Annotated in this window: 32 protein-coding genes and 1 other RNA gene; 17 read left to right on the plus strand and 16 right to left on the minus strand. The window is 64.7% G+C overall.

The features are described 5' to 3' along the window. The first annotated feature begins 87 nt into the window (after window positions 1–87). The 8 genes from eno to lpdA all read left to right on the plus strand — a co-directional run bounded on the left by eno (window position 88) and on the right by lpdA (window position 7,862). Window positions 88–1,365, plus strand: a complete 1,278-nt coding sequence (eno, locus tag HF680_RS03430) for a phosphopyruvate hydratase (RefSeq protein WP_039243670.1) — start codon at window positions 88–90, stop codon at window positions 1,363–1,365. Between the two features lie 138 nt (window positions 1,366–1,503). Further along, on the plus strand, window positions 1,504–1,803 hold the full coding sequence (locus HF680_RS03435; RefSeq protein ID WP_017504845.1) for an FtsB family cell division protein: 300 nt from the start codon (window positions 1,504–1,506) through the stop codon (window positions 1,801–1,803). A 134-nt stretch (window positions 1,804–1,937) separates the two neighbouring features. Next, window positions 1,938–2,966, plus strand: coding sequence for a pyruvate dehydrogenase (acetyl-transferring) E1 component subunit alpha (pdhA, locus tag HF680_RS03440; RefSeq protein ID WP_039243674.1), 1,029 nt, complete (start codon window positions 1,938–1,940; stop codon window positions 2,964–2,966). A 3-nt stretch (window positions 2,967–2,969) separates the two neighbouring features. After that, window positions 2,970–4,349 carry a pyruvate dehydrogenase complex E1 component subunit beta gene (locus tag HF680_RS03445; protein WP_045810787.1) on the plus strand — a complete coding sequence of 460 codons (1,380 nt, stop codon included), beginning with the start codon at window positions 2,970–2,972 and terminating at the stop codon, window positions 4,347–4,349. After that, the gene (locus HF680_RS03450; RefSeq protein WP_045810788.1) at window positions 4,346–4,663 is read left to right on the plus strand and encodes a DUF5076 domain-containing protein; all 318 of its coding nucleotides are present in this window, start codon (window positions 4,346–4,348) and stop codon (window positions 4,661–4,663) included. The genes HF680_RS03445 and HF680_RS03450 overlap by 4 nt, the downstream gene beginning before the upstream one ends. Further along, window positions 4,663–5,961, plus strand: a complete 1,299-nt coding sequence (locus HF680_RS03455) for a pyruvate dehydrogenase complex dihydrolipoamide acetyltransferase (RefSeq protein ID WP_185224067.1) — start codon at window positions 4,663–4,665, stop codon at window positions 5,959–5,961. Before HF680_RS03450 ends, HF680_RS03455 begins: the two co-directional genes overlap by 1 nt. A 15-nt stretch (window positions 5,962–5,976) precedes the next feature. Next, window positions 5,977–6,456 carry a glutathione peroxidase gene (locus HF680_RS03460; RefSeq protein WP_045810790.1) on the plus strand — a complete coding sequence of 160 codons (480 nt, stop codon included), beginning with the start codon at window positions 5,977–5,979 and terminating at the stop codon, window positions 6,454–6,456. After that, window positions 6,456–7,862, plus strand: coding sequence for a dihydrolipoyl dehydrogenase (gene lpdA, locus HF680_RS03465; RefSeq protein WP_185224068.1), 1,407 nt, complete (start codon window positions 6,456–6,458; stop codon window positions 7,860–7,862). Before HF680_RS03460 ends, lpdA begins: the two co-directional genes overlap by 1 nt. A 61-nt stretch (window positions 7,863–7,923) precedes the next feature. Here lpdA and HF680_RS03470 read toward each other — a convergent pair whose 3' ends face one another. Then, on the minus strand, window positions 7,924–8,106 hold the full coding sequence (locus HF680_RS03470) for a DUF3606 domain-containing protein (RefSeq protein ID WP_026108366.1): 183 nt from the start codon (window positions 8,104–8,106) through the stop codon (window positions 7,924–7,926). 33 nt (window positions 8,107–8,139) lie between these two features. After that, a complete protein-coding gene (locus tag HF680_RS03475; protein WP_185224069.1) occupies window positions 8,140–10,494 on the minus strand; it encodes an ATP-dependent helicase in 2,355 nt (784 codons plus the stop codon). 73 nt (window positions 10,495–10,567) lie between these two features. Between HF680_RS03475 and HF680_RS03480 the strand changes: the two genes are divergently transcribed. Further along, entirely contained in the window at window positions 10,568–10,831 is a 264-nt protein-coding gene (locus HF680_RS03480) for a hypothetical protein (RefSeq protein WP_156146784.1), read from the plus strand. Window positions 10,832–10,850: 19 nt separating this feature from the next. On the opposite strand, the gene HF680_RS03485 is transcribed toward HF680_RS03480, so the two are convergent. Both HF680_RS03485 and HF680_RS03490 read right to left on the minus strand, forming a co-directional pair. Then, window positions 10,851–11,075: a ribbon-helix-helix domain-containing protein gene (locus tag HF680_RS03485; RefSeq protein ID WP_039243685.1), complete on the minus strand. Its 225-nt coding sequence runs from the start codon at window positions 11,073–11,075 to the stop codon at window positions 10,851–10,853. Beyond that, window positions 11,072–11,479, minus strand: coding sequence for a YbaY family lipoprotein (locus HF680_RS03490; protein ID WP_185224070.1), 408 nt, complete (start codon window positions 11,477–11,479; stop codon window positions 11,072–11,074). The genes HF680_RS03485 and HF680_RS03490 overlap by 4 nt, the downstream gene beginning before the upstream one ends. A gap of 106 nt (window positions 11,480–11,585) precedes the next feature. Here HF680_RS03490 and HF680_RS03495 point away from each other — a divergent pair, with 106 nt between their 5' ends. Next, entirely contained in the window at window positions 11,586–12,470 is an 885-nt protein-coding gene (locus HF680_RS03495) for a DMT family transporter (protein ID WP_185224071.1), read from the plus strand. A 4-nt stretch (window positions 12,471–12,474) separates the two neighbouring features. On the opposite strand, the gene HF680_RS03500 is transcribed toward HF680_RS03495, so the two are convergent. Beyond that, window positions 12,475–12,663: a DUF4169 family protein gene (locus tag HF680_RS03500; RefSeq protein ID WP_185224072.1), complete on the minus strand. Its 189-nt coding sequence runs from the start codon at window positions 12,661–12,663 to the stop codon at window positions 12,475–12,477. Window positions 12,664–12,665: 2 nt separating this feature from the next. Beyond that, a complete protein-coding gene (locus HF680_RS03505; protein WP_185224073.1) occupies window positions 12,666–13,925 on the minus strand; it encodes a patatin-like phospholipase family protein in 1,260 nt (419 codons plus the stop codon). 150 nt (window positions 13,926–14,075) lie between these two features. On the opposite strand from HF680_RS03505, the gene HF680_RS03510 reads away from it, so the two are divergent. Both HF680_RS03510 and HF680_RS03515 read left to right on the plus strand, forming a co-directional pair. Beyond that, complete coding sequence (locus HF680_RS03510) at window positions 14,076–14,315, plus strand: DUF2171 domain-containing protein (protein ID WP_185224074.1); 240 nt, start codon at window positions 14,076–14,078, stop codon at window positions 14,313–14,315. A 97-nt stretch (window positions 14,316–14,412) separates the two neighbouring features. Further along, window positions 14,413–14,799, plus strand: a complete 387-nt coding sequence (locus tag HF680_RS03515) for a YccF domain-containing protein (RefSeq protein WP_185224075.1) — start codon at window positions 14,413–14,415, stop codon at window positions 14,797–14,799. 63 nt (window positions 14,800–14,862) lie between these two features. Here the strand turns inward: HF680_RS03515 and fumC are convergent, their stop codons facing one another. After that, entirely contained in the window at window positions 14,863–16,254 is a 1,392-nt protein-coding gene (fumC, locus tag HF680_RS03520; RefSeq protein WP_185224076.1) for a class II fumarate hydratase, read from the minus strand. A gap of 61 nt (window positions 16,255–16,315) precedes the next feature. Between fumC and HF680_RS03525 the strand changes: the two genes are divergently transcribed. Together HF680_RS03525 and HF680_RS03530 are read left to right on the plus strand one after the other, a co-directional pair. Beyond that, window positions 16,316–16,978, plus strand: coding sequence for a peptidylprolyl isomerase (locus HF680_RS03525; protein ID WP_205195899.1), 663 nt, complete (start codon window positions 16,316–16,318; stop codon window positions 16,976–16,978). Beyond that, window positions 16,954–17,334, plus strand: coding sequence for a RusA family crossover junction endodeoxyribonuclease (locus tag HF680_RS03530; RefSeq protein ID WP_205196010.1), 381 nt, complete (start codon window positions 16,954–16,956; stop codon window positions 17,332–17,334). Before HF680_RS03525 ends, HF680_RS03530 begins: the two co-directional genes overlap by 25 nt. Window positions 17,335–17,340: 6 nt before the next feature. Here the strand turns inward: HF680_RS03530 and HF680_RS03535 are convergent, their stop codons facing one another. The 3 genes from HF680_RS03535 to miaA form a co-directional block, all read right to left on the minus strand. Beyond that, entirely contained in the window at window positions 17,341–17,814 is a 474-nt protein-coding gene (locus HF680_RS03535) for an SspB family protein (RefSeq protein WP_184278155.1), read from the minus strand. 111 nt (window positions 17,815–17,925) lie between these two features. After that, window positions 17,926–18,293, minus strand: a transfer-messenger RNA (tmRNA) gene (ssrA, locus tag HF680_RS03540). An 11-nt stretch (window positions 18,294–18,304) separates the two neighbouring features. Then, window positions 18,305–19,177 (minus strand): tRNA (adenosine(37)-N6)-dimethylallyltransferase MiaA, encoded by an 873-nt coding sequence (gene miaA, locus HF680_RS03545; protein WP_185224078.1) that lies wholly within the window; start codon window positions 19,175–19,177, stop codon window positions 18,305–18,307. Between the two features lie 74 nt (window positions 19,178–19,251). Here miaA and HF680_RS03550 point away from each other — a divergent pair, with 74 nt between their 5' ends. Both HF680_RS03550 and HF680_RS03555 read left to right on the plus strand, forming a co-directional pair. Continuing rightward, complete coding sequence (locus HF680_RS03550; RefSeq protein WP_045810874.1) at window positions 19,252–20,319, plus strand: Mrp/NBP35 family ATP-binding protein; 1,068 nt, start codon at window positions 19,252–19,254, stop codon at window positions 20,317–20,319. Window positions 20,320–20,395: 76 nt separating this feature from the next. Next, window positions 20,396–21,493, plus strand: coding sequence for an NADH:flavin oxidoreductase (locus HF680_RS03555; protein WP_045810799.1), 1,098 nt, complete (start codon window positions 20,396–20,398; stop codon window positions 21,491–21,493). Between the two features lie 19 nt (window positions 21,494–21,512). Here HF680_RS03555 and HF680_RS03560 read toward each other — a convergent pair whose 3' ends face one another. The 6 genes from HF680_RS03560 to HF680_RS03585 all read right to left on the minus strand — a co-directional run bounded on the left by HF680_RS03560 (window position 21,513) and on the right by HF680_RS03585 (window position 25,012). Further along, window positions 21,513–21,833 (minus strand): YbjQ family protein, encoded by a 321-nt coding sequence (locus tag HF680_RS03560; RefSeq protein ID WP_039243695.1) that lies wholly within the window; start codon window positions 21,831–21,833, stop codon window positions 21,513–21,515. A 9-nt stretch (window positions 21,834–21,842) separates the two neighbouring features. Beyond that, window positions 21,843–22,370, minus strand: a complete 528-nt coding sequence (locus HF680_RS03565) for a dihydrofolate reductase (RefSeq protein WP_045810800.1) — start codon at window positions 22,368–22,370, stop codon at window positions 21,843–21,845. Then, on the minus strand, window positions 22,367–22,666 hold the full coding sequence (locus tag HF680_RS03570) for a nucleoside triphosphate pyrophosphohydrolase family protein (RefSeq protein WP_045810801.1): 300 nt from the start codon (window positions 22,664–22,666) through the stop codon (window positions 22,367–22,369). Before HF680_RS03570 ends, HF680_RS03565 begins: the two co-directional genes overlap by 4 nt. 4 nt (window positions 22,667–22,670) lie before the next feature. Further along, window positions 22,671–23,525, minus strand: coding sequence for an alpha/beta hydrolase family protein (locus HF680_RS03575; RefSeq protein ID WP_045810802.1), 855 nt, complete (start codon window positions 23,523–23,525; stop codon window positions 22,671–22,673). An 11-nt stretch (window positions 23,526–23,536) separates the two neighbouring features. Beyond that, window positions 23,537–24,394 carry a thymidylate synthase gene (locus tag HF680_RS03580; RefSeq protein ID WP_185224079.1) on the minus strand — a complete coding sequence of 286 codons (858 nt, stop codon included), beginning with the start codon at window positions 24,392–24,394 and terminating at the stop codon, window positions 23,537–23,539. Between the two features lie 75 nt (window positions 24,395–24,469). Then, window positions 24,470–25,012 carry a DUF924 family protein gene (locus HF680_RS03585; protein WP_185224080.1) on the minus strand — a complete coding sequence of 181 codons (543 nt, stop codon included), beginning with the start codon at window positions 25,010–25,012 and terminating at the stop codon, window positions 24,470–24,472. Here HF680_RS03585 and ilvC point away from each other — a divergent pair. Further along, a complete protein-coding gene (gene ilvC / locus HF680_RS03590; RefSeq protein WP_185224081.1) occupies window positions 25,011–26,045 on the plus strand; it encodes a ketol-acid reductoisomerase in 1,035 nt (344 codons plus the stop codon). The two genes, HF680_RS03585 and ilvC, sit on opposite strands and share 2 nt — an antisense overlap. The last annotated feature ends 40 nt before the right edge of the window (window positions 26,046–26,085 follow it).

Consider the following 26,085-nt stretch of genomic DNA (forward strand, 5'->3'; position numbering starts at 1 on the left):
CCCGGCGATGACGTCGGCATTGGCGTTTGGCGGGGAGGCGGCTAAACCGTCTGACCTCCCTTGCCCCTTGAGCCAAAGAGCCGAGCCATGACCGACATCGCCGACATCGTCGCCCGCCAGATCCTCGACAGCCGGGGCAATCCGACGGTCGAGGTCGATGTCACGCTGGAAGACGGTTCGTTCGGCCGCGCCGCCGTACCGTCCGGCGCGTCTACGGGCGCGCACGAAGCGGTCGAGCTGCGTGATGGCGACAAGGACATGTGGGGCGGCAAGGGCGTCCAGAAGGCGGTCGACGCCGTCAACGGCGAGATCTTCGACGCCCTGTCCGGCATGGACGCCGAGCAGCAGCGCCGGATCGACGAGGCGATGATCGAACTGGACGGCACGCCCAACAAGGGCCGTCTGGGCGCCAATGCGATCCTGGGCGTGTCTCTGGCGGTCGCCAAGGCCAGCGCCCTGTCGGCCAATCAGGAACTGTATCGCTATCTGGGCGGCGTCTCGGCCCGCGTCCTGCCGACCCCGATGATGAACATCATCAACGGCGGCGCCCACGCCGACAATCCGATCGACATCCAAGAGTTCATGATCCTGCCCACCGGCGCCGAGACGTTTTCAGACGCCGTGCGTATGGGAGCCGAAATCTTCCACGCCCTGAAGAAGCAACTGAAGGACGCCGGGCACAACACCAACGTCGGCGACGAGGGCGGCTTTGCACCCAATCTGGCCTCGGCCGATGAGGCGCTGAGCTTCATCACCAAGGCGGGCCAGGCGGCGGGCTACCTCGCAGGCGAGGATTTCCACCTGGGCCTCGACGTCGCCTCGACCGAGTTCTTTAAGGACGGCAAATACGTCATGGCCGGCGAGGGCAAGACCGTCGATTCCGAAGGCATGGCCGCCTACCTGGTTGATCTGTGCGAACGCTTCCCGATCGTGTCGATTGAGGACGGCATGGCCGAGGATGACTTCGACGGCTGGCGCCTGCTGACCGAGCGCCTGGGCGACCGGGTCCAACTGGTCGGCGACGATTTGTTTGTGACCAATCCGGCGCGTCTAGCTGCGGGTATCGGCGAAGGCCTAGCCAACTCGATCCTGATCAAGGTCAACCAGATCGGCACCCTGTCCGAGACGCTGGACGCCGTCGATATGGCCCACCGCGCAGGCTATACCGCCGTGATGAGCCACCGGTCGGGCGAGACCGAGGACTACACCATCGCCGACCTGGCCGTGGCGACCAACTGCGGGCAGATCAAGACCGGCTCGTTGGCCCGCTCTGACCGGGTGGCGAAGTACAACCAGTTGCTCCGCATCGAGGAAATGCTTGGCGACCAGGGCGTTTATTTCGGCGACGGCATGCTGCTGAAATAGGAAACGGAATTGTCGGCGGAGAATCAGCGTTTTCCGCCGACAATCTTACGGTCAAGCTACATTTCGTTAGGCATTTCCGGGCACGGTTTCTGAACTGTGTTTTCGCGCTCAGAAGGAGCGTCTCAAGTGCCCGAACGGATGAAACCTTACCGCCTGTCCCTCGCCCTGTTGCTGCTTCTGGCCTATCTCGGGGTTCAGGCGCTGACGGGCGAGCGCGGACTGCTGAGCGGATCGTCTCGCGACGCCCTTCTGGGGCAACGCGAGGACCAGTTGGCGCATCTGACCGAACAGCGCCGCGATCTTGAGACACGAGTTCGCTATCTGCGCACCGACAGTCTGTCTCGCGACCTTCTGGAAGAGCGTGCTCGCGCCGTCCTGGGTTTCTCCGACCCGCGTGACTATGTGATCCGCGTCTCGGCCCCGGCCGCCCAAGGCTGATCGACCTTCACCACTTGAACTATTGTTACAGGGCGACCCGCACCCCTTTGCGTTACCGGAAGGAAGGCTGCTAAAGCCCCTTTCCGTAACGATAAGAAGGCGTCGGTTCTCGGCGCCTAGCCGGGAGATACCGGATGGCGAAAGCCCCAGCCAAATCCGCTCAGACGACCACGCCTGACAAACTGCCCAACACGCCGACGGCGTCCAAGGAAGACCTTCTGCGCTTCTATCGCGAGATGGTTCTGATCCGCCGCTTCGAAGAGCGTGCGGGCCAGCTCTACGGCATGGGTCTGATCGGCGGCTTCTGCCACCTGTACATCGGACAGGAAGCCGTGGCTGTCGGCGTTCAGGAGAGCGTCAAACAGGGCCATGACAAGATCATCACCGGATACCGCGACCACGGCCACATGCTGGCCGCCGGCATGGATCCCAAGGAAGTCATGGCCGAACTGACCGGCCGCAGCGGCGGTTCGTCCAAGGGCAAGGGCGGCTCGATGCACATGTTCGACGTGCCGACCGGCTTCTACGGCGGTCACGGCATCGTCGGCGCCCAGGTGGCGCTGGGCACCGGCCTGGCCTTCGCCGGCAAGTATCGCGGCGACGATTCGGTGGCCTTCGTCTATTTCGGCGACGGCGCCTCGAACCAGGGGCAGGTGTACGAAAGCTTCAACATGGCGCAGCTGTGGAAGCTGCCGGCCATCTACATCATCGAGAACAACCAGTACGCCATGGGCACGAGCATCGAACGCTCGTCCTCCACGACCGAGCTGTATCAGCGTGGCGCCAGCTTCGGCATTCCGGGCGAACAGGTCGACGGCATGGATGTGCTGGCCGTGCGCGACGCAACGGCCCGTGCGGTCAAGCGCGCCCGCGAAGGCGGCGGTCCCTTCATCCTTGAAGTGAAGACCTATCGCTATCGCGGTCACTCCATGTCCGACCCGGCCAAATACCGGACCAAGGAAGAGGTCGATGAGGTCAAGAAGACCCGCGACCCGATCGATCACCTGAAGACGCTGCTGTCGGCCGCCAATGCGACCGAGGACGAGCTCAAGGCCATCGACAACGAGATCAAGGCGATCGTCGCCGAAGCTGTTCAATTCGCCCAAGAGAGCCCGGAACCCGATCCGTCCGAGCTCTATACCGACGTCTACGTGGAGGCCTGATCCGTGACCGACATTCTGATGCCGGCGCTGTCCCCCACGATGGAAGAGGGCACGCTGACCAAGTGGCACATCAAGGCGGGCGACACCGTGTCGGCCGGCCAGGTGATCGCCGAGATCGAAACCGACAAGGCCACGATGGAAGTCGAGGCCGTGGATGAAGGCGAAGTGCTGGAAATCCTGGTCGCCGAAGGCTCCGAGAACGTCAAGGTGAACACGCCGATCGCGCGTCTGGCCGGCGAAGACGGCGCAGCGGCCCCTGCGCCCAAGGCTGAACCCGCCAAGGGCGACGCTGAGGCGCCCAAGGCTGCGGCCGAAGGCAAGACCGGCGATCCCGAAAAGGCCCCGGCCCAGACCGCGACGCCCAAGGTCGAACTGCGCGACCCGGAAATTCCGGCTGACGCCAAACTGGTCAAGACGACCGTGCGCGACGCCCTGCGCGACGCCATGGCCGAAGAGATGCGTCGCGACGACCGCGTCTTCCTGATCGGCGAGGAAGTCGCCCAGTATCAGGGCGCCTACAAGGTCAGCCGCGACCTGCTGCAGGAATTCGGCGACCAGCGCGTCGTCGATACCCCGATCACCGAGCACGGCTTTGCCGGCTTGGGCGTCGGCGCCGCGATGTCGGGCCTGAAGCCGATCGTCGAGTTTATGACGTTCAACTTCGCCATGCAGGCGATCGACCACATCATCAACTCGGCCGCCAAGACGCTCTACATGTCTGGCGGTCAGATCCGCGCGCCAATCGTCTTCCGCGGTCCGAACGGCGCTGCTTCGCGCGTCGGCGCCCAGCACAGCCAGGACTATTCGGCCTGGTATGCTCAGGTGCCTGGTCTGAAGGTCATCGCACCCTATGACGCGGCCGACGCCAAGGGCCTGCTGAAGGCCGCCATCCGCGACCCGAACCCGGTCGTTTTCCTCGAACACGAGATGATGTACGGCCTGGAGTTCGACGTGCCGGAGGTCGAGGATTATGTCCTGCCGATCGGCAAGGCCAAGGTCCGCCGCGAAGGCAAGGACGTCACCATCACCGCCCACAGCCGCATGGTCGGCTTCGCCCTGCAGGCCGCCGAGAAGCTGGCCGAGGAGGGTGTCGAAGCCGAGGTGATCGACCTGCGCACTCTGCGTCCCCTTGATCACGAGACTATCGTCGAGAGCGTCAAGAAGACGAACCGCCTGGTCTCGGCCGAAGAGGGTTGGGGTCCGATGGGCGTTGGCGCCGAGGTCGTGGCCCGCGTCATCGAACACGCCTTCGATTATCTGGATGCCCCGCCGCTGCGCGTGCACCAGGAAGACGTGCCGCTGCCCTACGCCGCCAATCTGGAAGTGTTGTCGCTGCCAGGCGTGGATAAGATCATCGCGGCCGTGAAGCAGGTGATGGCATGACCGAGGCATCGGAGTTCATGCTGACGACGCCAGACAGCGTCGCTGCTGACCCGAAGGCCATCGAAGTCCTTCGGATGTGGTGGTCGAAGGACGAGCCGGTGATGTCCGTCAAGCCGGCCTTCAACGATCCCATACAGTTTGGCCGGCTGCTGGCCTATGCAGCTCGACATATGGCGCATGGGTATGCCGTGCGGCACCAACACGATGAAACTGCGGCCTACCACCGCATCCTCGAAGGTCTCAGCGAAGTGGTGAAGGCGAATGACGTCCGCACTGTCGCCGAACCGATTACGCCAACCGGGGGGAACGCCTGATGACCGACATCCTGATGCCGGCCCTGTCTCCGACGATGGAGAAGGGCGTTCTGGCCAAGTGGCACGTCAAGGTCGGAGACATCGTCTCCGCCGGCGACGTGATCGCCGAGATCGAAACCGACAAGGCGACGATGGAAGTCGAGGCCGTGGACGAGGGCGAAGTCACCGACATCCTGGTCGCTGAAGGCACGGAAGGCGTGAAGGTCAATACGCCCATCGCCCGCCTGAAGGACGAGGGCGGCGCGGCCTCACCCAAGCCGGCTGAAAAACCCGCGGCCAAGGCAGAAGAGGCGCCGAAGGCCGAGGCCGCTCCGGCGGCTGCCGAGGCGCCCAAAACAGCTACCACCGCCGCTCCGGCGCCCGCCGCGACGAAGTCGGACAGCGGAGATCGCATCTTCTCGTCGCCGCTCGCTCGACGTATCGCCGCGCAGAACGGCGTCGATCTGAAGTCGATCAAGGGCACCGGTCCCCACGGCCGCATCGTCAAGCGCGACGTCGAGGCCGCCGGCAAGACGTCGGCCCGACCTGCGACCGCATCCGCGTCGCCCGCCGCGACCGCAGCGGAGCCGCGCAAGGCGCAGTCGCTGGCGCAGATGGGCATTCCGGACGGCAGCTACGACCTGATCCCGCTGGACGGCATGAAGAAGGCGGTGGCGCGTCGCATGGTCGACAGCGTCCAGAACGTCCCGCACTTCCCGCTGTTCATCGATTGCGAGATCGACCAGCTGATGGCCGTGCGCGCCAAGGTCAACAAGATGCTGGAGCCGCAAGGGATCAAGGTCTCGGTCAACGACTTCGTCATCAAGGCCGCCGCCCTGGCCCTGAAGATGGTGCCGGAGGCCAACGCCTCCTACACGCCCGAAGGCATCGCCATGCACCACAACGCCGATGTCTCCATGGCGGTGGCGATCGACGGCGGCCTGATCACCCCGATCATCAAGAAGGCCGAAACCAAGGGTCTGGCGCAGATCGCGACCGAGTCTAAGGACCTGGCCAAGCGCGCCCGCGACCGTAAGCTGAAGCCCGAAGAGTTCCAGGGCGGCACCTTCTCGGTGTCCAATCTGGGCATGTTCGGCATCAAGCAGTTCACCTCGATCATCAATGAGCCGCAGGGCTGCATTATGAGCGTAGGTGCGGGCGAGCAACGCGCGGTCGTCAAGAACGGCCAGGTCGTGCCCGCCACGGTCATGACCGTGACCCTGACCTGCGATCACCGCGTGGTGGACGGCGCGACCGGCGCCCGCTTCCTGCAGGCGTTCAAGCCGCTGATCGAAGATCCCGTCGCGATGCTGGCCTAAGGGGAGAGTGAGGTCATGACCTCGGTCTATGACTTCTCCGCCCGCGCCATCGACGGCACGGACGTTTCGCTCGATCGCTTTCGCGGTCAGGCGCTGCTAATCGTCAATACGGCGTCCAAGTGCGGCTTCACCGGCCAGTACGACGGTCTGGAAAAGCTGCACCGGACGTTTGTTGATCAGCCGTTCGAGGTGTTGGGCTTTCCCTGCAATCAGTTTGGCGAGCAGGAGCCGGGCAAGGCGGCGGAAATCGCCGCCTTCTGCGCCACAAGTTTCGATGTGACCTTCCCCTTGTTCGACAAGGTGGAGGTCAACGGACCGAATCGACATCCGCTTTACGCCTGGTTGACCGAACAGAAGCGCGGCTTCCTGGGGTCCAAAGCCATCAAGTGGAACTTCACCAAGTTCCTGACCGACCGCGAGGGCAGGGTTGTCGCCCGCTATGCTCCGCAGACTGAACCCGAGGCCATCAAGGCCGACATCGAGAAGTTGATCTAATGGCTGCTGAATTCGATCTCGTCGTCATCGGCTCGGGCCCCGGCGGTTACGTCGCGGCCATTCGCGCCAGCCAGTTGGGCCTGAAGGTCGCCATCGTCGAGCGCGAGAACCTGGGCGGCATCTGCCTGAACTGGGGCTGCATCCCGACCAAGGCTCTGCTGAAGTCGGGCGAGAAGTTCGAGAGCCTGAGCCACCTGAAGGAGTACGGCCTGTCGGCGTCCGGCGCGTCGTTCGATTTCGACGCCATCATCCAGCGCTCGCGCGGCGTGGCCAAACAGCTGAATCAGGGCGTCGGCTTCCTGATGAAGAAAAACAAGATCGAGGTGATCGAGGGTTCGGCCAAGCTGGAGAAGGGCGCCGCCGCCCCCAGGGTCGTGGTCGCTCTAAAAGCGGGCGGTTCGCGCGCTTTGGAGGCCAAGTCGGTCATGCTGGCCGTCGGCGCCCGTGCGCGCGCCCTGCCGCAGATCGGGCTTGAAGCCGACGGCGATCGCATCTGGGCCTATCGCGAGGCCATGGCGCCGAAATTCATGCCCAAGTCGATTGTCGTGATCGGTTCGGGCGCCATCGGGATCGAGTTCGGCAGCTTCTATCGCGCCCTAGGCTGTGACGTGACCGTGGTCGAGGCGGTGGATCGCATCATGCCGGTCGAGGACGAAGAGGTCTCCAAGGCGGCCCAGAAGTCGTTTGAAAAGCGCGGCATGAAGTTCAAGCTGGGCGCCAAGGTCACCAAGGTGAGCAAGGACGCCAAGGGCGTGAAGGTCTCCGTGGAGATCGGCGGCAAGGCCGAGACGCTGGAGGCCGAGGTCTGCATCTCGGCCGTCGGCATCACCGCCAACACCGACGGCATCGGCTTGGAAGAACTGGGTCTGGAAATGGACCGCGGCCACGTCAAGATCGACGCCCACTGCCAGACCAACGTCACGGGTCTGTACGCCATCGGCGACTGCGCCGGCGCGCCCTGGCTGGCGCACAAGGCGTCGCACGAAGGCATCCACGCCGCTGAACATATCGCCGGCCACGAGACACCCAACGTCCATTCGCCCATCGCCGGCTGCACCTATGCCCAGCCGCAAGTGGCCTCGGTCGGCGTCACCGAACAGGCTGCGCGCGCCGAAAAGCGCGACGTGAAAATCGGCCGCTTCCCGTTCCGCGTGAACGGCAAGGCGATCGCCTCAGGCGACACCGACGGGTTCGTCAAGGTAATCTTCGACGCCAAGACCGGCGCCCTGATCGGCGCGCACATGATCGGTCATGAAGTGACCGAGATGATCCAGGGCTATGTCACCGCCATCACCATGGAGGCGACGGAGGAAGATATCCACGGGATCGTCTATCCGCACCCGACCATGTCGGAGGCCATGCACGAGGCGGCGCTGGACGCCTATGGGCGTGTGATCCACATCTAGGCCCGAAACCGAAACGGCCCCGGAGTGCTCCGAGGCCGTTTTTCGTTTCAGGCAGGCGGCGTCAGCGCTTCTTGCCCAATTCCGCCGCGATATCCTTGGTCATGCGACCGACTTTGCGGTGGGCGGCGGTGATCTGGTCCTTGGTCACACCCCAGCGCTTCATCCAGTATTCGACCGACTGACGCTCGGTCAGGTCGATGCGGTCCTTGTCGATGAAGCCGCGCTTGTCCTTTAGGCCCGCCATGGTCGGCTCCGTTCGTTGCGTTAGGACGCCGGGTTAGGCCTTCTCGACAAAGCTGTCGATGACGCGCTTTTCACCGGCCTTTTCGAATTCGACCAGCAGTTTGTTGCCTTCGATGACGCGCACGTTCCCGTAGCCGAACTTCTGGTGGAAGACGCGTTCGCCCTTCTTCCATCCCGAGCTGGACTTGGGGTCGGCGGTGGCGATCAGCCGGCCGTCGCCTTCGATGACGGCCTTGCGCGCCGGGATCTTGGCTGGGGTCTGGGCGGCGGTGAAGGATTGGGCGCGTTTCCAGCCCGGGGAGGAATAGCCGCTGCCGAACGATGGCGCATCGTCCCAGCGGCTCTTGGCCTCCTTCATGCCGGTCGATGCGCCGTAGTAGCCGGTGTCGGATTGGGGATCGACGTGGGCGATGGGCAGTTCGTCGACGAAGCGGCTGGGCAGTTGGGAGGTCCAGCGTCCATAGACCAGCCGATTGGCGGCGAAGGAGATGCGGGCGTCCTGCTTGGCGCGGGTGACGCCGACGTAGGCCAGGCGACGTTCCTCCTCGAGGCCTTTTTCGCCCTTCTCATCGATGCTGCGCTGGCTGGGGAAGACGCCTTCCTCCCAGCCCGGAAGGAAGACCAGCGGGAACTCCAGCCCCTTGGCGCCGTGCAGGGTCATGATCTGCACCGCGCCGTCGCCGTTGGGATCGTCGCTGGTCGCGCGCTCCAGATCCATAACCAGAGAGACGTGCTCCAGATAGGCTTGAAGCGTCTCGAACTGCTGCATCGACTGGGTCAGTTCCTTCAGGTTCTCCAGGCGGGTCTGGCCGCTGGTGCGGTCGGCCTTCTGCATGTCGGTGTAGCCGCTCTCCTCCAGCACCGTCTCCATGACCTGCCAATGGGGCGTGGTCTCGGACAGTTGACGCCAGCGGTCGATGTCGCGCACGAAGTTGGACAGGGCGGTGCGGGTGCGGGCCTGAAGCTCGTCGGTGTTGATCAGCCCTCGCACGGCCGTCAGGGCTGACAGGTCGTGTTGGCGGGCCAGTTGCAGGATTTTCTGCACGCTGGTGTCGCCGATGCCGCGTTTGGGCACATTGACGATCCGCTCGAAGGCGAGGTCGTCGTCTTCCGACAGGATCAGGCGCAGATAGGCGTGGGCGTCGCGAATCTCGGCGCGCTCGAAGAAGCGCGGCCCGCCGATGACGGTGTAGGGGATGGCCAGCATGACCAGCCGTTCCTCGAAGGCGCGCATCTGGAACGAGGCGCGGACCAGAATGGCCATGTCCTTGTATTTCAGGCCCGGTTCGCCGGCGTGGGGACGCCGCGCGGTCTCGATCTCGTCGGCGATCAGCCTTGCCTCGGCCTCGCCGTCCCAGACGCCGCGCACGCGCACCTTGTCGCCGCTGTTGTCCTCGGTCCACAGGGTCTTGCCCAGACGGTCGCGGTTGGCGGCGATCAGGCCGGACGCCGCGCCCAAGATATGGCTGGTCGAGCGATAGTTGCGCTCCAGCTTGACGATCTTGGCGCCAGGGAAGTCCCGCTCGAAGCGCAGGATGTTGTCCACCTCGGCCCCGCGCCAGCCATAGATCGATTGGTCGTCGTCGCCGACGCAGCAGACGTTGCCGGTCGAGGCCGTCAACAACCGCAGCCACAGATACTGGGCGACGTTGGTGTCCTGATATTCATCCACCAGGATGTAGCGAAAGCGACGGCGATATTCCTCAGCCAGGTCCGCATGCTGCGACAGAATGGTGATGTTGTGCAGCAGCAGGTCGCCGAAGTCGCAGGCGTTCAGGCTGCGCAAGCGCGCCTGATAGGCGGCGTACAGGCCCTGACCCTTGCCGTTGGCGAAGTCCTCGCCCGGCGGCAGCTTGTCCGGCGTCCAGCCCCGGTTTTTCCAGTGATCGATCAGGCCGGACAGCGACTTGGGCGTCCAGCGTTTGGTGTCGATGTTGGCCGCTTCCAGCAGCTGTTTCAGCACCCGTTCTTGGTCGTCGGTGTCTAGGATGGTGAAGCTGGATTTCAGCCCGACCAGTTCGGCGTGGCGACGCAGGATCTGGGCGGCGATCGAGTGGAAGGTGCCGAGCCAGCGCAGGCCTTCGGCCGAGGGGCCGATCAGATGGGTGATGCGTTCGCGCATTTCGCGCGCGGCCTTGTTGGTGAAGGTGACAGCCAGCAGCTCCCACGGCTTGGCCCGGCCTGTCGCCAGAATGTGCGCCAGTCGTGTCGTCAGGACGCGCGTTTTTCCCGTGCCTGCGCCCGCCAACACAAGCACGGGGCCCTCGGTCGTCTCGACCGCCTCGCGCTGCTCTGGGTTCAGCCCTTTCAGATAATCGCGCGGCGCCTCGTCCTCGGGCGCACGAGCGCGCGCGAGGTCGGAAATGCGGGGGGCGGGAAGATCAGTCACAGGCGCAAAACTATCCGTCAGTCAGAATCGAACCGGAACATAAGGTGACCGCGCGACAAAGTCAGGGCCGCCCATGACGAAAGCTCGGAACCGTGCGGGCGAGGGTCGGTTCCTAGCTGCAATGCAGCACGACGATCACCAGCAAGGGCCGACGCGCCGCAAGCCGAACGGGCGGGCGGGCTGGATCGCCTTTGCCTTGGGCATGACCGCGATGTTCGCCATCATGGCGATCTGGGTGGCGGTCGTCGAAACGGGCGACGCCTCTTCAGATGAGGTGCAGTTGATCAGCCGATCGGAAGCTATAGACGACCAGGGCAGGCGCGGCCGCGACGACTAGCCGATCTTCGAGGCGCCGTTCACGTTTGACGTCCATGATCCGCCACCCAGTCCAGCGCCAATAGGCGACAGGCGGAGGCGAGGGGACGTCGGCCGCGACCGGCGTCAATTTCAGCCAGAAGCTGAGCCTTGCTGAGGCTGCGGGCAGCCGCGATCCGGTCCAGCACGGCCCAGAATTCCGGCTCCAGCGCCACCGAGGTGGCATGGCCGGCGAGCGCAACCGAGCGTTTGGTAAGGCTGCTCAACGCGCGGACTTCAGCACGATCTCGGCCGAGGCCGGCGCGCCGCTCGTCAGGATCGCGTGGCGCGTGTCTGTGACAAAGACCAGGGCGCCGGCCGCGTCGCGAATCTCGGCGCGCGCGGCGTAGGTGTGGCGCGGATCGATCTGAGACGTGGGAAAGCCCAGGGTGACGCGATAGGGCGGGGCGCCGGCCAGCGGCTCGCCGGTCTCGGCGAGGACCTTGGCGGGCGCGTCGGCCGGACTGACATCCTCAACCCTGACAGTCAGAACATGTCCGGGCGGCAGCATGATCCGTTCGCGATAGGTGGCGGTCACGTTTACGACCGTCGTTCCGGTCGTCATGTCCGGCGTGGCGGCGCAGGCCGCCAAGACCAGGGCGGCGGGCAGGATGAGGGGTGCGTTTCGCATGGTGATCTCCTTCGCGGCGCCCAGTGTGTCACAGTCAGGCGCAAGACGTGAGGGCGCGTGGCGCCAGAGCGTGTTATGCGGGCCGTCCACCGCCGGAGGTCAACCCTTGAGCCGCCCCTTTGCGATCGTCGCGATCGCCATCTGCGCCCTGATCTGGGGTACGACCTTGTACGCGATCACCCTGCAGCTGGGGCCGGTTGATTCCATCGTCTCCATCGTCTGGCGGTTTGGTCTGGCGTCGGCGGTCCTGTTCGCTTTCTGCGCCGTGACGCGCCGGCCGCTGCGTCTGACGCGCAGCCAGCATCTGGCCGCCATCGGGCAGGGCGCCTTCGTGTTCGCGGTCAGCTATGGCTTCGTTTATGCGGCGGAGGGGCAGGTGGCTTCGGCTGTGGTCGCGGTGATCTTCGCTGCCCTGGCCTTTGTGAACCTGATCCTGTTTCGGCTGCTGGGCGGACAGAAGGCGGCGCCGGCGGCGTGGATCGGCGCAGTATTGGGTGTCATGGGCGTCGGGGTCTTGTCCTACGCCCAGATCACGGCGGCGGGCGCCGGCCTCAACCCGGGGCTGGGCGTCATCTTCGCCCTGACCGCTGTCCTGGCTTCGGCGCTCGGCAACTGGTTCGCCTGGAAAGGCCAGCAGGCGGGCGCGCCCGTCATGGCCGCCACCTCCTGGGCGATGGCCTACGGCACGGGGATGTTGGCGCTGTACGGCATGGCGACCGGCATGACGTGGCGGATCGAGCCGACGCCGCCTTATGTCCTGTCGCTCCTCTATCTGTCGCTGTTCGGATCGGTGATCGCGTTCGGGCTATATTTCACAATCGCGCGTCAACGCGGCTATGCCCTGGCCAGCTACATCTCGGCTTTGACGCCGCCCATCGCCATGCTGGTGTCGGTGCTGTTCGAGGGCGCGCGTTTCGGCTGGAGCGCCCTGATCGGACTGGCGCTTGTGCTGGCGGGGCAGGTCATGCTGGTCCGCGCGCCCAAGGCCTGAGCCGTCAGTTGTCGGATTTCGGCTCCAGCTTGTGACCGTCCAGCTGCTTCTCGGCGCGTTGACGCTCAAGAGCGGACAGGGTCTTCTCGGCTTTGGAGCGTCCGTGCGCCACGCGGTTGGCGGCAGCCAGCGCCTTGTCCTCGGCCTTGGCGCGGGCCTTTCGCGCCCGGTTCAGATTGATGATCTCACCCATGACTACGACCTGGGCTTGTCAGCGGGGGGCGCATCGGCCGACGGTTTGGCCGAGGGCTCGGGCGTCAGCACAGCCGGCACTTCAGACTCCGAAATCGTCGTCTGGGGGATGAAGGGCTGGTCCGCCGGGCGCTCGCCCAGCCGTGTCCAGGCGTCGGCGCCGCGCCCGCGCTGGCGGCCCAACTCAAACATGGCGCTCATCGTCTCCTGATCGAACTTCAGGCTGGAGGCGGCGACATTGTCTGGAATGGCCGACAGGGCCATGTCCAGCCCATTGCGCCGCGCGAACGCCGCCGTCACCGCCAGATGGATGCGCAGCGACGACTTGCTCATGCTGTCATAGGTCCGCGCCAGGATCGCCGACAGCCGGCCGGGCGTGACCCCGTCGTTGCGGCCAACTTGACCGTTGACGATGACGTAGAGGGCGCCGACGCGGCCTTCGTCCTTTGGGCGGGTCCAGAGCATCAGGTCTTCAGGGATGGCCAGGAACGGCGTGTTGACGCCGCCGTCGACGTGCATTTCCAGAACCACCTTGTCGTCCTCCTGAAGCCCGGCGATCAGAACCGGGGGGAAGACGCCGGGAATGCTGGCCGAGGCGACCAGCACCTCCTTGAACAGCTCGCGGGCGTTCTCATCGCCTTGGGTCGCCAAGAGGCCCATGTCCCAGATGACGGTTTCCTCGCTGTCCAGATCGGTCGTCGCCACCAGCAGGCGTCTGCCCTTGGCGTGCTCGCGCGCGACGGCCTGCATCAGTTCAGGGGTCACGTTCTCGTCCACCAGATTGCGGAGGACCTGTGACGAGAACAGGCTCGGGTTCAGGAAGGCGGCGAAACTGCGCCAGCTCAGCAGCTTGCTGGCGGCGCCGCTGGTATAGGCGTGCTGAAGTTCGTCGTCCCAATCCCTTCCAAGAAAGGCGAATGGCGCGGCAAGGGCCCCGGTGCTGACGCCGGTGACGACGTCGAACGCGGGGCGATCGCCCTGTTCGGTCCAACCGACCAGCAGCCCGGCGCCGTAGGCTCCATTTGCGCCGCCGCCGGACAGCGCCAGGATCGAGGTTGGCTTGTCGGGCCGAAGCCGCTGACCGATTTCCTGGGTGAAGGCCTGCAAACGCGCGCTGTCGCTGGCGCGGATGCGAGGGTCTTCCGCCTTGACGAGCGTGCCGTCGGTAATCCGAAGAGGGCCGCTCGGGCGATCCAGTGTTCCACACGCCGACAAGGCCAAGGCCATGAGGACGCCCAACAGGCCTGATCCAATCCGCCGCATGTCTTGAGTTCCGGTTCCGTGTGAACGCTGGCTTCTACCGCGTCCTGGCCAATCCTGTCATCAAGGCGATGAACAAGCGTCGCCGTTTGAAACCGTCGAAGGTCGGGTGTGTTCTCATCGGCAGGACAAACCAAACTGCTGGAGATACACATGGTCGACGTTTCGCTCATCAAGGAACACCTCGAAGTCGTAGGCTCGGACGGCGGTCACGTGGGCCGGGTCGATCACGTCCTGGGCGACCAGATCGAACTGGCGAAGCTGGATTTCGCCGGCGGCTTCAAGCACCACATGATTCCGGTCAGCTGGGTCGAACGGGTCGATGACAAGCACGTCCATCTGAGCCTGACCAAAGACGACGCTAAAGCGCGCTGGACCGAGAAGCCGCACTAAGGCCGATCTGACGCCGATTTAATAGAGGCCCCGCTGTATAAGCGGGGCCTTTTGCTTATCTGAGTTACGTCGCATTTGGGCGACCATGGAGCCTGTCTTGATGCGCCTAATCCTGAATATCCTCTGGCTCATCTTCGGCGGCTGGATTTCCGGCCTGCTGTGGCTGCTGGGCGGCGCGATCCTGGCGCTGACCGTCGTCGGCCTGCCATGGACGTTCGCGGCGTGGCGCATCGCCAGTTATTCGTTCTGGCCCTTCGGCCGCGAGATCGTGTGGCAGGACACGCATCCCGTCGCTGGCTGTGTCGGCGTCGTGTTGAACGTCGTCTGGTTCGTCGTGGCCGGCTGGTACATCGCCCTGACGCATTTGATCATCGCCGTGGCGGAGTTCATCTCCATCATCGGCATTCCGTTCGCGCTGAAGGATCTCGAACTGGCCAAGCTGGCGCTGGCGCCGGTCGGACGCACCATCCGCGAAAAGGCCTGACCCAAACGAAAACGCCGACGTCAGACGACGTCGGCGTTTCAAAAATCCCGATCTTGGATGGGATCAGCCCGGCGAGATCATCTTTTCCGGCCGCACGGCTTCATCGAATTCGGCGTCCGTCAGATAGCCGCCGCCGACAGCTTCTTCGCGCAACGTGGTGCCGTTCTTGTGCGCGGTCTTGGCGATCTTGGCGCACAGGTCATAGCCCAGCTTGCCGTTCAGGGCGGTGACCAGCATCAGCGAGTTGTTCAGGCCGCGCGCGATATTGTCCTCGCGCGCCTCAATGCCGACGACGCAGTTGTCGGTGAAGCTGATAGCCGCGTCGGCGACCAGGCGCACCGACTGCAGGAAGTTGTAGGCCATCACGGGATTGTAGACGTTCAGCTCGAAATGACCTTGCGATCCGGCGAAGGTCAGGGCGGCGTTGTTGCCAAACACCTGGACGCAGACCTGCGTCAGGGCCTCGCATTGGGTCGGGTTGACCTTGCCCGGCATGATCGACGAGCCCGGCTCGTTTTCCGGCAGCGCCAGTTCGCCCAGACCCGAACGCGGGCCGGAACCCAGGAATCGGATGTCGTTGGCGATTTTGAACAGGCTGGCGGCGACCGTATTGATGGCGCCGTGGCTGAAGACCATGGCATCGTGGGCGGCCAGGGCCTCGAACTTGTTCGGCGCCGTGGTGAAGGGCAGGCCGGTGATCTCGGCGATCTGGGCTGCAACCTTCTCGGCGAAGCCGATGGGCGCGTTCAGGCCGGTGCCGACGGCGGTGCCACCCTGCGCCAGTTCCATCAGGGCCGGCAGCGTCTGTTCGATGCGCTTGATGCCGTTCTCAACCTGCTGGGCGTAGCCGCCGAACTCCTGGCCCAGCGTCAGAGGCGTGGCGTCCTGGGTATGGGTGCGGCCGATCTTGATGATGTGGGCCCAGGCCTTGGCCTTGGCGTCCAGCGCGGCGTGTAGATGTTTCAACGCCGGGATTAGGTCATTGACCACCTGTTCGGCGCAGGCGACGTGCATGGCCGTGGGATAGGTGTCGTTGGACGACTGGCTCATGTTGACGTGGTCGTTCGGGTGGACGGGCTTTTTGGAGCCCATCTCGCCGCCCAGAATCTCGATCGCGCGGTTCGAGATCACCTCATTGGCGTTCATGTTCGACTGGGTGCCCGAACCCGTCTGCCAGACCACCAGCGGGAAGTGGTCGTTCAGCTTGCCTTCGATAACCTCATTGGCGGCCTTGATGATGGCGTCGGCCAGGGCCGGATCCAGCTTGCCCAGGTCACGATTGGTCTCAGCGGCCGCACGCTTGACGATGCCCAGGGCGCGCACGACCGGCAGGGGCTGCTTCTCCCAGCCGATCTTGAAGTTGCCCAGCGATCGCTGCGCCTGAGCGCCCCAGTAGCGGTCGGCGGCGACTTGGATCGGGCCGAAGGTGTCAGTCTCTGTCCGGACGTTGCTCATGCGCGTAAATCTCGTCTCTCAGGCGTGGCGATGGGTTGCGCGGCGGTGTAGCACGAGAGCCATGCAGGGCAAGAAGAGCGCGGATATGAGACGAGGGTTGATCGCCGTGGCGGCGCTGTCGGCGCTGTCGGGGCTGGCGGGCTGCGCGACTGTTCAGCCTGAACCGACAATGCCCCGCGTGGCGCTCGACACAACAGCCGGCACGATCGTGCTGGCACTGGATGCGGCCTCTGCGCCGATCACGACATGCAACTTCATCAGTTACGTCGTGACGGGTGATTACGATGGGGGGACGTTCTTCAGAACCGTCAGCCGCGAAACCAATACCGCCAGCCGCTATCCCATCGACGTGATCCAGGCGGCGACCCCACGGGGCAGCGACGACGCCTCGCGACCGCCGATCACTCTTGAACGGACAAGAGACACTGGCCTGCGCCATACGGCCGGCGCGGTGTCCATGGCGCGGGACGGACCGGACAGCGCCACATCGAGCTTCTTCATCGTCACACAAGATACGCCGAGCCTGGACTTTGGCGGAGGGCGGAATCCTGACGGGCAGGGCTTCGCCGCATTCGGCGCTGTGGTCGAAGGGCTGGATGTCGCGCGCAGAATCCAGCGGATGCCCGCGAATTCGGAGGAGCAGCTTACGCCGCCCGTAGCGATCCGCTCCGCGCGCTTGCTGGATGCTGCGCCCGCCGTCTGCATAAAGTCGATGCGACCGTGACCGCTGGCTGGACCGGGACCGGCAAGGTCAGGGCGCGAGAGGATGGCGATGCGGTCGAGATCGTCATCGACGGCCTGACGACCCAGGCCAAATACTACAAGCCGCTGGTCTATGAGTTCATGCGCAAGGAATGGCGCGGAGCCAGACCATCATGGGGCGACCATGTCGTAGAAATCCGCATGGAGCATGTTGGCGAGCCGCCGTGGATGGACCTCGACAACCTGGCCAAGGCCTTACTCGACTCCATCAAAGGCTACCTTTTCCACGACGACGCACAGGTCGCGCGGCTGCTGGTCGAACGACGTGAAGGCGAAAGAGAGCGGATCCTGATCCGCTCTTATCCACGTAAAGACTAGCGGCGGCTATTTCTTGCGGAACTGGTCCAGAGACACGACCTTGGGGCCGTCCGAAATCGGCGGCATGTCCTGGGGCGGGGTCGGCTCGTCTTCGACCTCGTCCAGAAGCTGCGGGTCTTCGAACTGCAGCAGGAATTGGACGCTGGGATCGTAGAAGCGCGTGATCGCGGAATAGGGGATGACCAGGCTCTTGGGCATGCCGCCGAAGCGCAGCTTGACCGAGAAACGCTCAGACTCGACGCGCAGGTCGTCGTACTGGTGCTGCAGAACGACCGTCATCTCTTCCGGATATTTCGCCAGAATGTCAGGGGCTACGCTGACGCCGACGGCGCGCGTCTTGAAGGTGATGTAGAAGTGGTGGGCGCCGGGCAGGCCCTCGGCCAGCACGCGTTCAAGCGCGGCGCGCATGACGCCGCGCAGGGCTTCCTGCGCCAACTGTTCGTACCGCATCTCATCGACCGGAGGGGCCTGGTCGCTCATCGTCACCTCACATCAGAGCGCGACTGATAGCGGCGCGGGGCCGCAGGCGAAAGGTGTCATGAAGGTAAAGCTCCGGGATTCTGACGCCGGGCTCCCGATCATCTTTTGGAAAATGCCGGGATTCTGTTGCCAGGCTCCCGACAGGCCCCGCCCAAGGATCTGAACCCCTAGGACTTAAGATTCGAAATCACCCGAACCGCATTACGCGGCGAGAGCGACTTCTCCAGCGAAGTTATCGTTCGCAGTTAGAAAATGGCCCGATACGGTGGGCCAGGACGAGCGAAAGCAATCCTCTTTACACGTCCGTCGATGCTAGTCGGCCCCATGCTGCCTCCGCCGATAACGCGGGGAGAAAGTTGGTGGAGCCGCCGGGAATCGCACCCGGGTCCGGTCCGCTTATTACAAGCGCGTTTATCGCCATAGTCCGGCCGAAACCGGACCAGACGAATATAGGCGCAGCCGTGAGGCATTCCAAGCGCCGGATTATTTCTCAGGCGCGGCGCCAGTCCGGCGTCTGGTTTCGAAACCACGTCAGCTGACGTTTGGCGTAGTTGCGGGTGGCTTGTTTCAGAGCGGCGATCGCCTCGTCGCGGGCCAGATCGCCGGATAGGTAGGCGGCCAGTTCTCTGACGCCGACCGCCTTCATGGCGGGCAGGGCGGGGCTCAATCCACGGTCCATGAGGGCTTGGACTTCGTCTATCGCTCCCTGATCGATCATCAGGTCCACGCGTTGGTCGCAGTTTGCATAGAGTTGCTGGCGCTCAGGCTCCCTGACCCATCCGGTCCATGAACCCGGCGCCAACAAGGGCTGAGTGTCGGCCTTCCAGGCGCTCAACGCGCGGCCGCTGGCGATGAAGACGCTCATGGCTCGCACCAGTCGCTGGCGGTCCCCCTGTTCGATGGCCTGGGCCGCCTCGGGATCGATCTGGGCCAGGCGCCGACGGAAAGCTGACTCGCCGAGCGCCTTGTAGTCGGCATCCATCTGATCGCGCACCGCGCTCGGCACCGCGGGAATATCGGCCAGACCGCGTGTCAGGCTGGTGAAATAAAGGCCGGTCCCGCCCACCAGAATGGCCGGACGGCCTTGATCCCGGAGGTCGTCGAGCAACGCCATCACAGCGCGGCTCCAGCGTCCGACGGACCAGGCGTCCGCCGCGTCGGCGACGCCATACAGTCGATGATCGGCCTGGGCTTCATCTTCAACCGACGGGCGGGCCGTCAGGATGCGCAGGTCGGCGTAAAGCTGCTGGCTGTCGGCGTTGATGATCACCGCGCCCGTTTCACGCGCCATCTTCAGCGCCAGCGCCGACTTGCCTGACGCGGTCGGGCCGGCGATCAGGGTGATTGGGGGCGGCTTGGACAAATCGTGGCTCGCGGGAAGGGTTCGAGGGCGATAGAACGCGCGCATCATCGCCTGCAAGTCCCTTGGAGATCGCCTTGGTCGAACGCACCGCCGTCATCGCCGCCCTGGACGCCGTCATCGATCCGGTTTCCGGCCAGGGGCTGGTCGCCGCCGGTCTGGTTCAGGGATTGGTCGTGGCCGAGGATCGCGCGGGGTTTGCTCTGGAAGTCGATCGCAGCCAGGCGGCCGCCTACGCGCCGGTTCGTGACAAAGCGGAGGCTGCGCTGAAGGCCATTCCCGGCATGGCGCGCGTCTCGGTCATTCTGACCGCCGAGACCCAGCCTACTGCTGCGCCGCGCACGGCGGGCCTTTCCAAGGCGGCCGTTGATCAGGGCCGCGCCAAGGCGCCGGTCCCCACAGATCGTCCCCCCCATGTCCGCCGCGTCCTGGCCGTCGCCAGCGGCAAGGGCGGGGTCGGCAAGTCCACCGTCGCGGTGAACTTGGCCGCCGCACTTTCGGCGCGCGGGCTTTCGGTCGGCATTCTCGACGCCGATGTTTATGGGCCGTCGCTGCCGACGATGCTGGGCATCAGCGGCCAACCCGCCTACGAGGACGGCGCCATCGTGCCGCACGTCGCTCACGGGTTGAAGGCCATGTCGGTCGGCCTTTTGACCAAGATGGACGACGCCATGATCTGGCGCGGACCCATGGCGTCGCAGGCCATCACGCAGATGCTGACCCAGACGCGTTGGGGAACGGCGTATGCGCCGCTGGACGTGCTGGTGGTCGATCTGCCGCCGGGCACGGGCGATGTCCAGCTGACGCTGATCCAGAAGACGCCCCTGGATGGGGCGGTGATCGTTTCGACGCCGCAGGAAGTCGCTCTGGCCGATGCCCGGCGCGCCCACACCCTGTTCCAGCGCGTCAATGTCCCGACGTTTGGCCTGATCGAGAACATGAGCGGGCCAGTCTTTGGCGAAGGCGGGGGCAAGGCCGAGGCCGAGCGCCTGTCCATCCCATTCTTGGGCGCCTTGCCGCTGGACGCCGCCTTACGAGAGGGCGGCGATGCCGGACGACCGCCGGTCGCAACCGATCCACAGGGCGATATCGCCGACCGCTTCGCCGAAATCGCCGCGCGCGTGTCCTCTGCGCTCGGGCTATAGAAAAAGCCGCCGCAAGGGGTTTTCAAACGCAACCCTGTTCGCCACCTTGGGTGCTACAGATACCCAAGGAGATACGATGAGCCTCGACGCCCTGTTCAGCCCCTTCACGATCAAGGGGCTGGCCCTGCCCAACCGCATCGTCATGGCGCCCATGACGCGGTCCTTCTCGCCGAACGGCATCCCGAGCTCCGACGTCGCCGCCTATTATCGCCGTCGCGCCGAGGGCGGGGTGGGCCTGATCGTGACCGAGGGCACGGTCGTCGAGCGTCCGGCGGCGCGCAACGACGCCAATGTTCCAGTCTTCCACGGCGAAGCGCTGCCGGAATGGAAGTCGGTGGTGGAAGAGGTTCATGCCGCCGGCGGTCTGATCGCGCCACAGATCTGGCACGTGGGCTCGGCCCGCGGACGCGGCGATGACTGGGCGCCTCTGGGCAAGGTGGACAGTCCGTCGGGCATGACCATGCCGGGCAAGACCAGGCTGGAGCCGATGACGGAGGAGGACGTCGCCGACACAATCGCCGCCTTCGGCCGGTCGGCCCGCGCGGCTCGAGACCTCGGCTTCGACGCTGTCGAAATCCACGGCGCCCATGGCTATCTGATCGACCAATTCTTCTGGAGCGGCCTGAATGCGCGCGAGGACCGCTGGGGCGGACCGACCATCGCGGATCGCGCCCGTTTCGGCGCCGAGGTCGTGAAGGCGGTGCGTGAAGGCGTCGGCGACGACATCCCCGTCATCCTGCGCCTGTCGCAATGGAAGCTGCAGGATTACACGGCCCGCATCGCCGAGACGCCGGAACAGATGGTCGAGTGGTTGACGCCACTATCGGACGCCGGCGTCGATGTCTTCCACTGCTCGCAGCGGCGCTTCTGGGAGCCGGAGTTCGAAGGCTCGGACCTGAACTTCGCCGGCTGGACCAAGAAGCTGATGGGCAAGCCCACGATCACCGTCGGATCCGTGGGCCTGGACGGCGAGTTCATAGCGGCCTTCGGCGGCGAAGGTTCAAAGCCCGCTTCGCTGGACGGTCTTTTGCGCCGTCTGGAGAACGAGGAATTCGATCTGGTCGCCGTCGGCCGCGCGCTGCTGGCCGATCCTCAGTGGGTCGCCAAGATCCGCGACGGTCGCGAAGACGAGCTGCGCAACTTCGAGCGTTCGGACCTGATGACCCTGTCCTAATCGGGAAACGTCGAGCCGGTTACGCCGGCTCGACGATCACGCCCGTGCCGTAGCACAACACCTCGGTCACGCCCGGCATGATCTCCGTCGCATCATAGCGGACGGCCAGGATGGCGTTGGCGCCGTGGGCCTGGGCGTGTTTGACAAGTTCGTCATAGGCTTCCTGACGCCCGGCCTCAGCCAGCTTCACATAGGCGCCGACGCGGCCGCCCAGCATGGACTGAACCCCGCCGATGGCGTCGGATATGGCGTTGCGAGAGCGGACCGTGACGCCGCGCACCAGGCCGATGTGGCGCGTGACGCGAAAGCCGGGCAGGTCGTTGGTCGTGGTGACGTACATCTGTTTCTCCTAGCGGCGTTCCAGCACGCGAAAGGTGAAGGCGTGGTCGTCCTTCTCGCCCGCCGCGTGCGATTCCGACGATACCTCGACCCAGGCGGTTTCGTCGAATGACGGAAAGACAGTGTCGCCTTCGGGCGAGGCGTCCACTTCCGTGATGTAGAGGCGTTTGGCGCGGGGCAGGGCGACCTCAAACAGGGCTGTGCCGCCGATGATGCAGATCTCCTCGACGCCATCGTCCTCGGCGGTTTCGCGTCCGATCTCGATGGCCTCGTCCAGAGTGGCGCAGACCAGCGCGCCTTTGGCCATGCCGTCGGCTTCGTAGGACTCGTCACGCGTCAGTACGATGTTCAACCGACCCGGCAGAGGCTTCAACGGCAGGCTCTCCCAGGTCTTGCGACCCATAAGGCAGGGCTTGCCCACGGTGATGGCCTTGAACCTCTGCAAGTCGCTGCGGAGCCGCCAGGGCAGGTCGCCGTCGCGGCCAATGACGCCGTTACGTCCACGCGCGACGACCAATGCGATCAGAGGAACGGTCATGCTTTCGGCTCCAGCCACTTCAGCCATTTGCGCTGCATGGCTTGCTCAAGATCTATGTCCGCCCGCGCGCAGTAGATCAGCAGCATCCCCAGCACATCCGCCGCTTCGTCACCCAGCGCCTGGCTGTCGGGCGCGCCTCGTGCTCGGCCGGTCAGACGCAGATGCTCGGCGGTCAGTTCGCCAAGCTCTTCCTGAAGCTTGAGCAAGGCCCAGTCGCGGTCGCGTTCGATATCGTGTTCGGCGGCATAGATGTCGGAGATGCGAAGCACCGACGCGGTCAGATGGCGCAAATCCATCTGTTCAGCGACGCTCGACGCTGACGCCGTCCGCCGCGAAGGCCTGAAGGCGCGACCGGGCGTCGGCGTCGTTCAGCGTATAGGCGTCGAGGAAATCCTCAGTCGCTCGGATGACCTGATCAAACTGCTCGCCTTGCGCCGTCCCCGGCAGCTGGTGGTCAGCGCCCGCGAAGATCATGAGAGTTTTGTCGCCGGCCGGGCTGTTGTCGAACGGCGCGCGATGATCGCGCCAATCGCTGACGAAGCCAGGCACCAGATCTTGATCGCCGGTGATCACCAACAGCGGACGGTCAAGCGTGCGGTAGCTGTCGGAGGTGACGAGGCCGGGGATCGAGCCGGCCGAGGAAAAGGCGATCACGCCTTTCACCGCCGGGTCGCCTGCTGGCCCGGCAGCCGTAACGGCGCCGCCCTCGATCACGGACATCAGAGAGCCAAACGAATGCCCCGCCACGATCAGCGGTTTGCCCGAATGCGCATGGGCGGCGATGCCGCGTGCGACGCCCAGGTCGATCAGCCTGGTCGAGAAGGCGGCGCGATTGTCGTATTTCTCATGTTCCGGATGACGCAGGGAATCGACGTGAAGCGGTGCGATTACCGTGAAACCATGCGCCGCCCAGGCCGACAGAATGCGAGCATAGGCCGTCGGCGAACCGTTATAGCCGTGGCTGAACACCACCACGCCGCGTTCGATCGGAGCGGTCCAGATGCTGATCGGTATGGCCCGACCGTCCGGCGCCGGCACCCTGATTTGTACCGGTGTGATCTCGGCGGCTTCAACGGCGGATGAGATCGGCTGAGCGATGGCCGACGCTGCCGGTGCTGCGAGCAGAATGAGACCAAGAGAGAAAGCGCGGATCATCGTGAATGACCTTAAACGGCGACGGCGGCCTTGATGTGCGGCCAGGCCTCGTAGCCTTCGAGGGTGAAATCCGAGAGGTCGAAGGCGAATAGGTCGGTCTTGGGCGCGATCTGCATGACGGGCAGGGGCAGGGGCTCGCGAGTCAGCTGAAGTTCGGCCTGTTCGAGATGGTTCAGATACAGGTGGGCGTCGCCGAAGGTGTGGACGAAGTCGCCCGGCTCCAGACCCACGACCTGGGCCAACATCATCGTCAGCAGGGCGTAGGAGGCGATGTTGAAGGGCACGCCTAGGAAGACGTCGGCGCTGCGCTGATACAGCTGGCAGCTCAGCTTTCCGTCAGCGACGAAGAACTGGAACAGGCAGTGGCAGGGCGGCAGGGCCATGTCGTCGACATCGGCCGGGTTCCAGGCGGTGACGATGTGGCGGCGGCTGTTGGGATTGGTTTTCAGCCCATGAACCAGGTTCTCGATCTGGTCGATGACGCGGCCATCCGGCGCAGTCCAGGACCGCCATTGCTTGCCATAGACCGGACCCAACTCGCCCTCGGCGTCGGCCCATTCGTCCCAGATGCGAACGCCATTGTCCTTCAGATAGGCGATGTTGGTCTCGCCACGCAGGAACCACAGCAGTTCGACGATGATCGATCGTAGATGCAGCTTCTTGGTCGTCAGGACTGGAAAGCCCTTGGACAGATCGAACCGCATCTGGCGACCGAAGACGCCCAGGGTGCCGGTGCCGGTGCGGTCGTCGCGGCGAACCCCATTGTCGAGGATGTCGCGTAGCAGGTTCAGATACTGCCGCTCGGGATGATCGGCAGGCGCCGCGGCGATGCGAGCCTGAAGTTCAGCGATGGCGACCTGAGCGTTCATGGCATCAGCTTCAACCCGAATCAGTCGTTCGCCAATGAGCCGTCGCCGCTCACCATCGGATCGTTGTGGATCGAATCAGCCGCCGAAACCGCCTTCATCGAGGAAGGCCTTTTCTTCAGGCGTCGTCTGGCGGCCCAGCGCGGCGTTGCGGTGCGGGAAGCGGCCGAAGCGAACGATGATGTCGCGGTGCAGCTTGCCCCATTTCTCCAGCTCTTCATCGCCGGCGACCAAGGCCATGTAGCGGTTCTGATCCTCGATCCGTTCGGAATGTTCGAAGGGCAGCAGCAGGAAGTTCTTCAGCGCCGGCTCGACAGCCAGATGCAGATCGCGGGCCACGGCTTGGTTTGCGAACATCAGGGCGAGCGGGTCGGTGGCGAACTGATGCGCCGTGCCGCGAAAACTGTTTCGGGGATACTGGTCCAGCAGGATCAGCAGCGCCAGGGCGCCCTCGGCCGTGTCCATCCAACCGTCCAGTTCGCGGCGCGCGGCGGCCCAGTGGACCGCGCGACCGCGATCCCGGAAATCGGCGTCGAACGCCTCGTCCTTGGCGAACCACTTTTCGGGCCCAGCCTCTTTCCAGAAGGCGACGACGGAGGAAGGAGTTATGAAGACGGCCATGACCCAGACCCTACTCAATCCGCTTCCCGTCTTCCATGACCGCGACTGCGACCTTTCGATCATTCGCGGCAAGCGCGTGGCCATGATCGGTTACGGCAGCCAGGGCCGCACCCATGCGCTGAATCTGCGCGATTCGGGCGTGACCGACATCGTGGTGGGTCTGAAGGCCGACTCCAGAACACGCGACCTGGCGCGCGCCGACGGGTTTGATGTGATGACGGCCGGGCAGGCTGCGTCGGGCGCGGACGTGGTCGCCGTCATGACGTCAGACGAGGCGCACCGCGATCTGTGGCGCGACGAACTGGAGCCGAACGTGCGGCCGGGCGCGGCCCTGGTCTTCGCCCACGGCCTGTCGGTGCGATTCGGCCTGGTCGAACCGCGCGCGGATCTGGACGTCATCCTGGCCTCGCCCAAGGGGATCGGGCCGCGCATCCGCGACCTGTATGAAGCCGGGGAGGGGGTCTTCTGCCTGTTTGGCGTGCAGCAGGACGCGACGGGCGGCGCGCATGCCCTGGGCCTCTCCTATGCGGCGGCGCTGGGCTGCGGACGTAAGGGTATTCTGGAAACCACGATGCGCGACGAATGCGAGAGCGACCTGTTTGGCGAACAGGTGGTTCTGTGCGGCGGCATCGCCGAACTGATCGACGCGGCTTTCACGGAGCTGGTCCAGGCCGGCTATCCGCCCGAGGTGGCTTGGTTCGAATGTTTCTACGAGACCAAGCTGGTGACCGACCTGATGTACGAACGCGGCATTGCGGGCGCCTTCGCCAAGATTTCGAACACGGCGGAATACGGGGCCTATCTGACCGGACCGCGCGTCATCGGAGCCGATTCTCGCCAAGCGATGGATCAGGTGTTGGCGGAGGTTCAAGACGGGACGTTCGTGCGGCGGCTGATGGCCGATTATGACGCGGGCTCGCCCGACCTGACCGCGCGCCGAAAGGCGCTGGGCTCAAGAACCATCGAGTCGGTTGGAGCGCATCTGAATGCGGTGGCGCGCAAGGCGATGGAGAGCGCGGCGAACGACGACTGACGCGGCTCTGGCAGCGGGCGAACACCCGCTGTCGCATCGT

This window comes from Brevundimonas huaxiensis (assembly GCF_014218725.1).
Lineage (GTDB): Bacteria > Pseudomonadota > Alphaproteobacteria > Caulobacterales > Caulobacteraceae > Brevundimonas > Brevundimonas huaxiensis.

What these genes read in the sequence shown, in the direction of transcription:
- eno (WP_039243670.1), top strand. Translation starts at nt 88, where the DNA reads ATGACCGACATCGCCGACATCGTCGCCCGCCAGATCCTCGACAGCCGG.
- HF680_RS03435 (WP_017504845.1), top strand. Translation starts at nt 1,504, where the DNA reads ATGAAACCTTACCGCCTGTCCCTCGCCCTGTTGCTGCTTCTGGCCTAT.
- pdhA (WP_039243674.1), top strand. Translation starts at nt 1,938, where the DNA reads ATGGCGAAAGCCCCAGCCAAATCCGCTCAGACGACCACGCCTGACAAA.
- HF680_RS03450 (WP_045810788.1), top strand. Translation starts at nt 4,346, where the DNA reads ATGACCGAGGCATCGGAGTTCATGCTGACGACGCCAGACAGCGTCGCT.
- HF680_RS03455 (WP_185224067.1), top strand. Translation starts at nt 4,663, where the DNA reads ATGACCGACATCCTGATGCCGGCCCTGTCTCCGACGATGGAGAAGGGC.
- HF680_RS03460 (WP_045810790.1), top strand. Translation starts at nt 5,977, where the DNA reads ATGACCTCGGTCTATGACTTCTCCGCCCGCGCCATCGACGGCACGGAC.
- lpdA (WP_185224068.1), top strand. Translation starts at nt 6,456, where the DNA reads ATGGCTGCTGAATTCGATCTCGTCGTCATCGGCTCGGGCCCCGGCGGT.
- HF680_RS03470 (WP_026108366.1), bottom strand. Translation starts at nt 8,106, where the DNA reads ATGGCGGGCCTAAAGGACAAGCGCGGCTTCATCGACAAGGACCGCATC.
- HF680_RS03480 (WP_156146784.1), top strand. Translation starts at nt 10,568, where the DNA reads ATGACGAAAGCTCGGAACCGTGCGGGCGAGGGTCGGTTCCTAGCTGCA.
- HF680_RS03490 (WP_185224070.1), bottom strand. Translation starts at nt 11,479, where the DNA reads ATGCGAAACGCACCCCTCATCCTGCCCGCCGCCCTGGTCTTGGCGGCC.
- HF680_RS03500 (WP_185224072.1), bottom strand. Translation starts at nt 12,663, where the DNA reads ATGGGTGAGATCATCAATCTGAACCGGGCGCGAAAGGCCCGCGCCAAG.
- HF680_RS03505 (WP_185224073.1), bottom strand. Translation starts at nt 13,925, where the DNA reads ATGCGGCGGATTGGATCAGGCCTGTTGGGCGTCCTCATGGCCTTGGCC.
- HF680_RS03510 (WP_185224074.1), top strand. Translation starts at nt 14,076, where the DNA reads ATGGTCGACGTTTCGCTCATCAAGGAACACCTCGAAGTCGTAGGCTCG.
- fumC (WP_185224076.1), bottom strand. Translation starts at nt 16,254, where the DNA reads ATGAGCAACGTCCGGACAGAGACTGACACCTTCGGCCCGATCCAAGTC.
- HF680_RS03525 (WP_205195899.1), top strand. Translation starts at nt 16,316, where the DNA reads ATGCAGGGCAAGAAGAGCGCGGATATGAGACGAGGGTTGATCGCCGTG.
- HF680_RS03535 (WP_184278155.1), bottom strand. Translation starts at nt 17,814, where the DNA reads ATGAGCGACCAGGCCCCTCCGGTCGATGAGATGCGGTACGAACAGTTG.
- HF680_RS03555 (WP_045810799.1), top strand. Translation starts at nt 20,396, where the DNA reads ATGAGCCTCGACGCCCTGTTCAGCCCCTTCACGATCAAGGGGCTGGCC.
- HF680_RS03560 (WP_039243695.1), bottom strand. Translation starts at nt 21,833, where the DNA reads ATGTACGTCACCACGACCAACGACCTGCCCGGCTTTCGCGTCACGCGC.
- HF680_RS03565 (WP_045810800.1), bottom strand. Translation starts at nt 22,370, where the DNA reads ATGACCGTTCCTCTGATCGCATTGGTCGTCGCGCGTGGACGTAACGGC.
- HF680_RS03570 (WP_045810801.1), bottom strand. Translation starts at nt 22,666, where the DNA reads ATGGATTTGCGCCATCTGACCGCGTCGGTGCTTCGCATCTCCGACATC.
- HF680_RS03575 (WP_045810802.1), bottom strand. Translation starts at nt 23,525, where the DNA reads ATGATCCGCGCTTTCTCTCTTGGTCTCATTCTGCTCGCAGCACCGGCA.
- HF680_RS03580 (WP_185224079.1), bottom strand. Translation starts at nt 24,394, where the DNA reads ATGAACGCTCAGGTCGCCATCGCTGAACTTCAGGCTCGCATCGCCGCG.
- ilvC (WP_185224081.1), top strand. Translation starts at nt 25,011, where the DNA reads ATGACCCAGACCCTACTCAATCCGCTTCCCGTCTTCCATGACCGCGAC.
- HF680_RS03585 (WP_185224080.1), bottom strand. Translation starts at nt 25,012, where the DNA reads ATGGCCGTCTTCATAACTCCTTCCTCCGTCGTCGCCTTCTGGAAAGAG.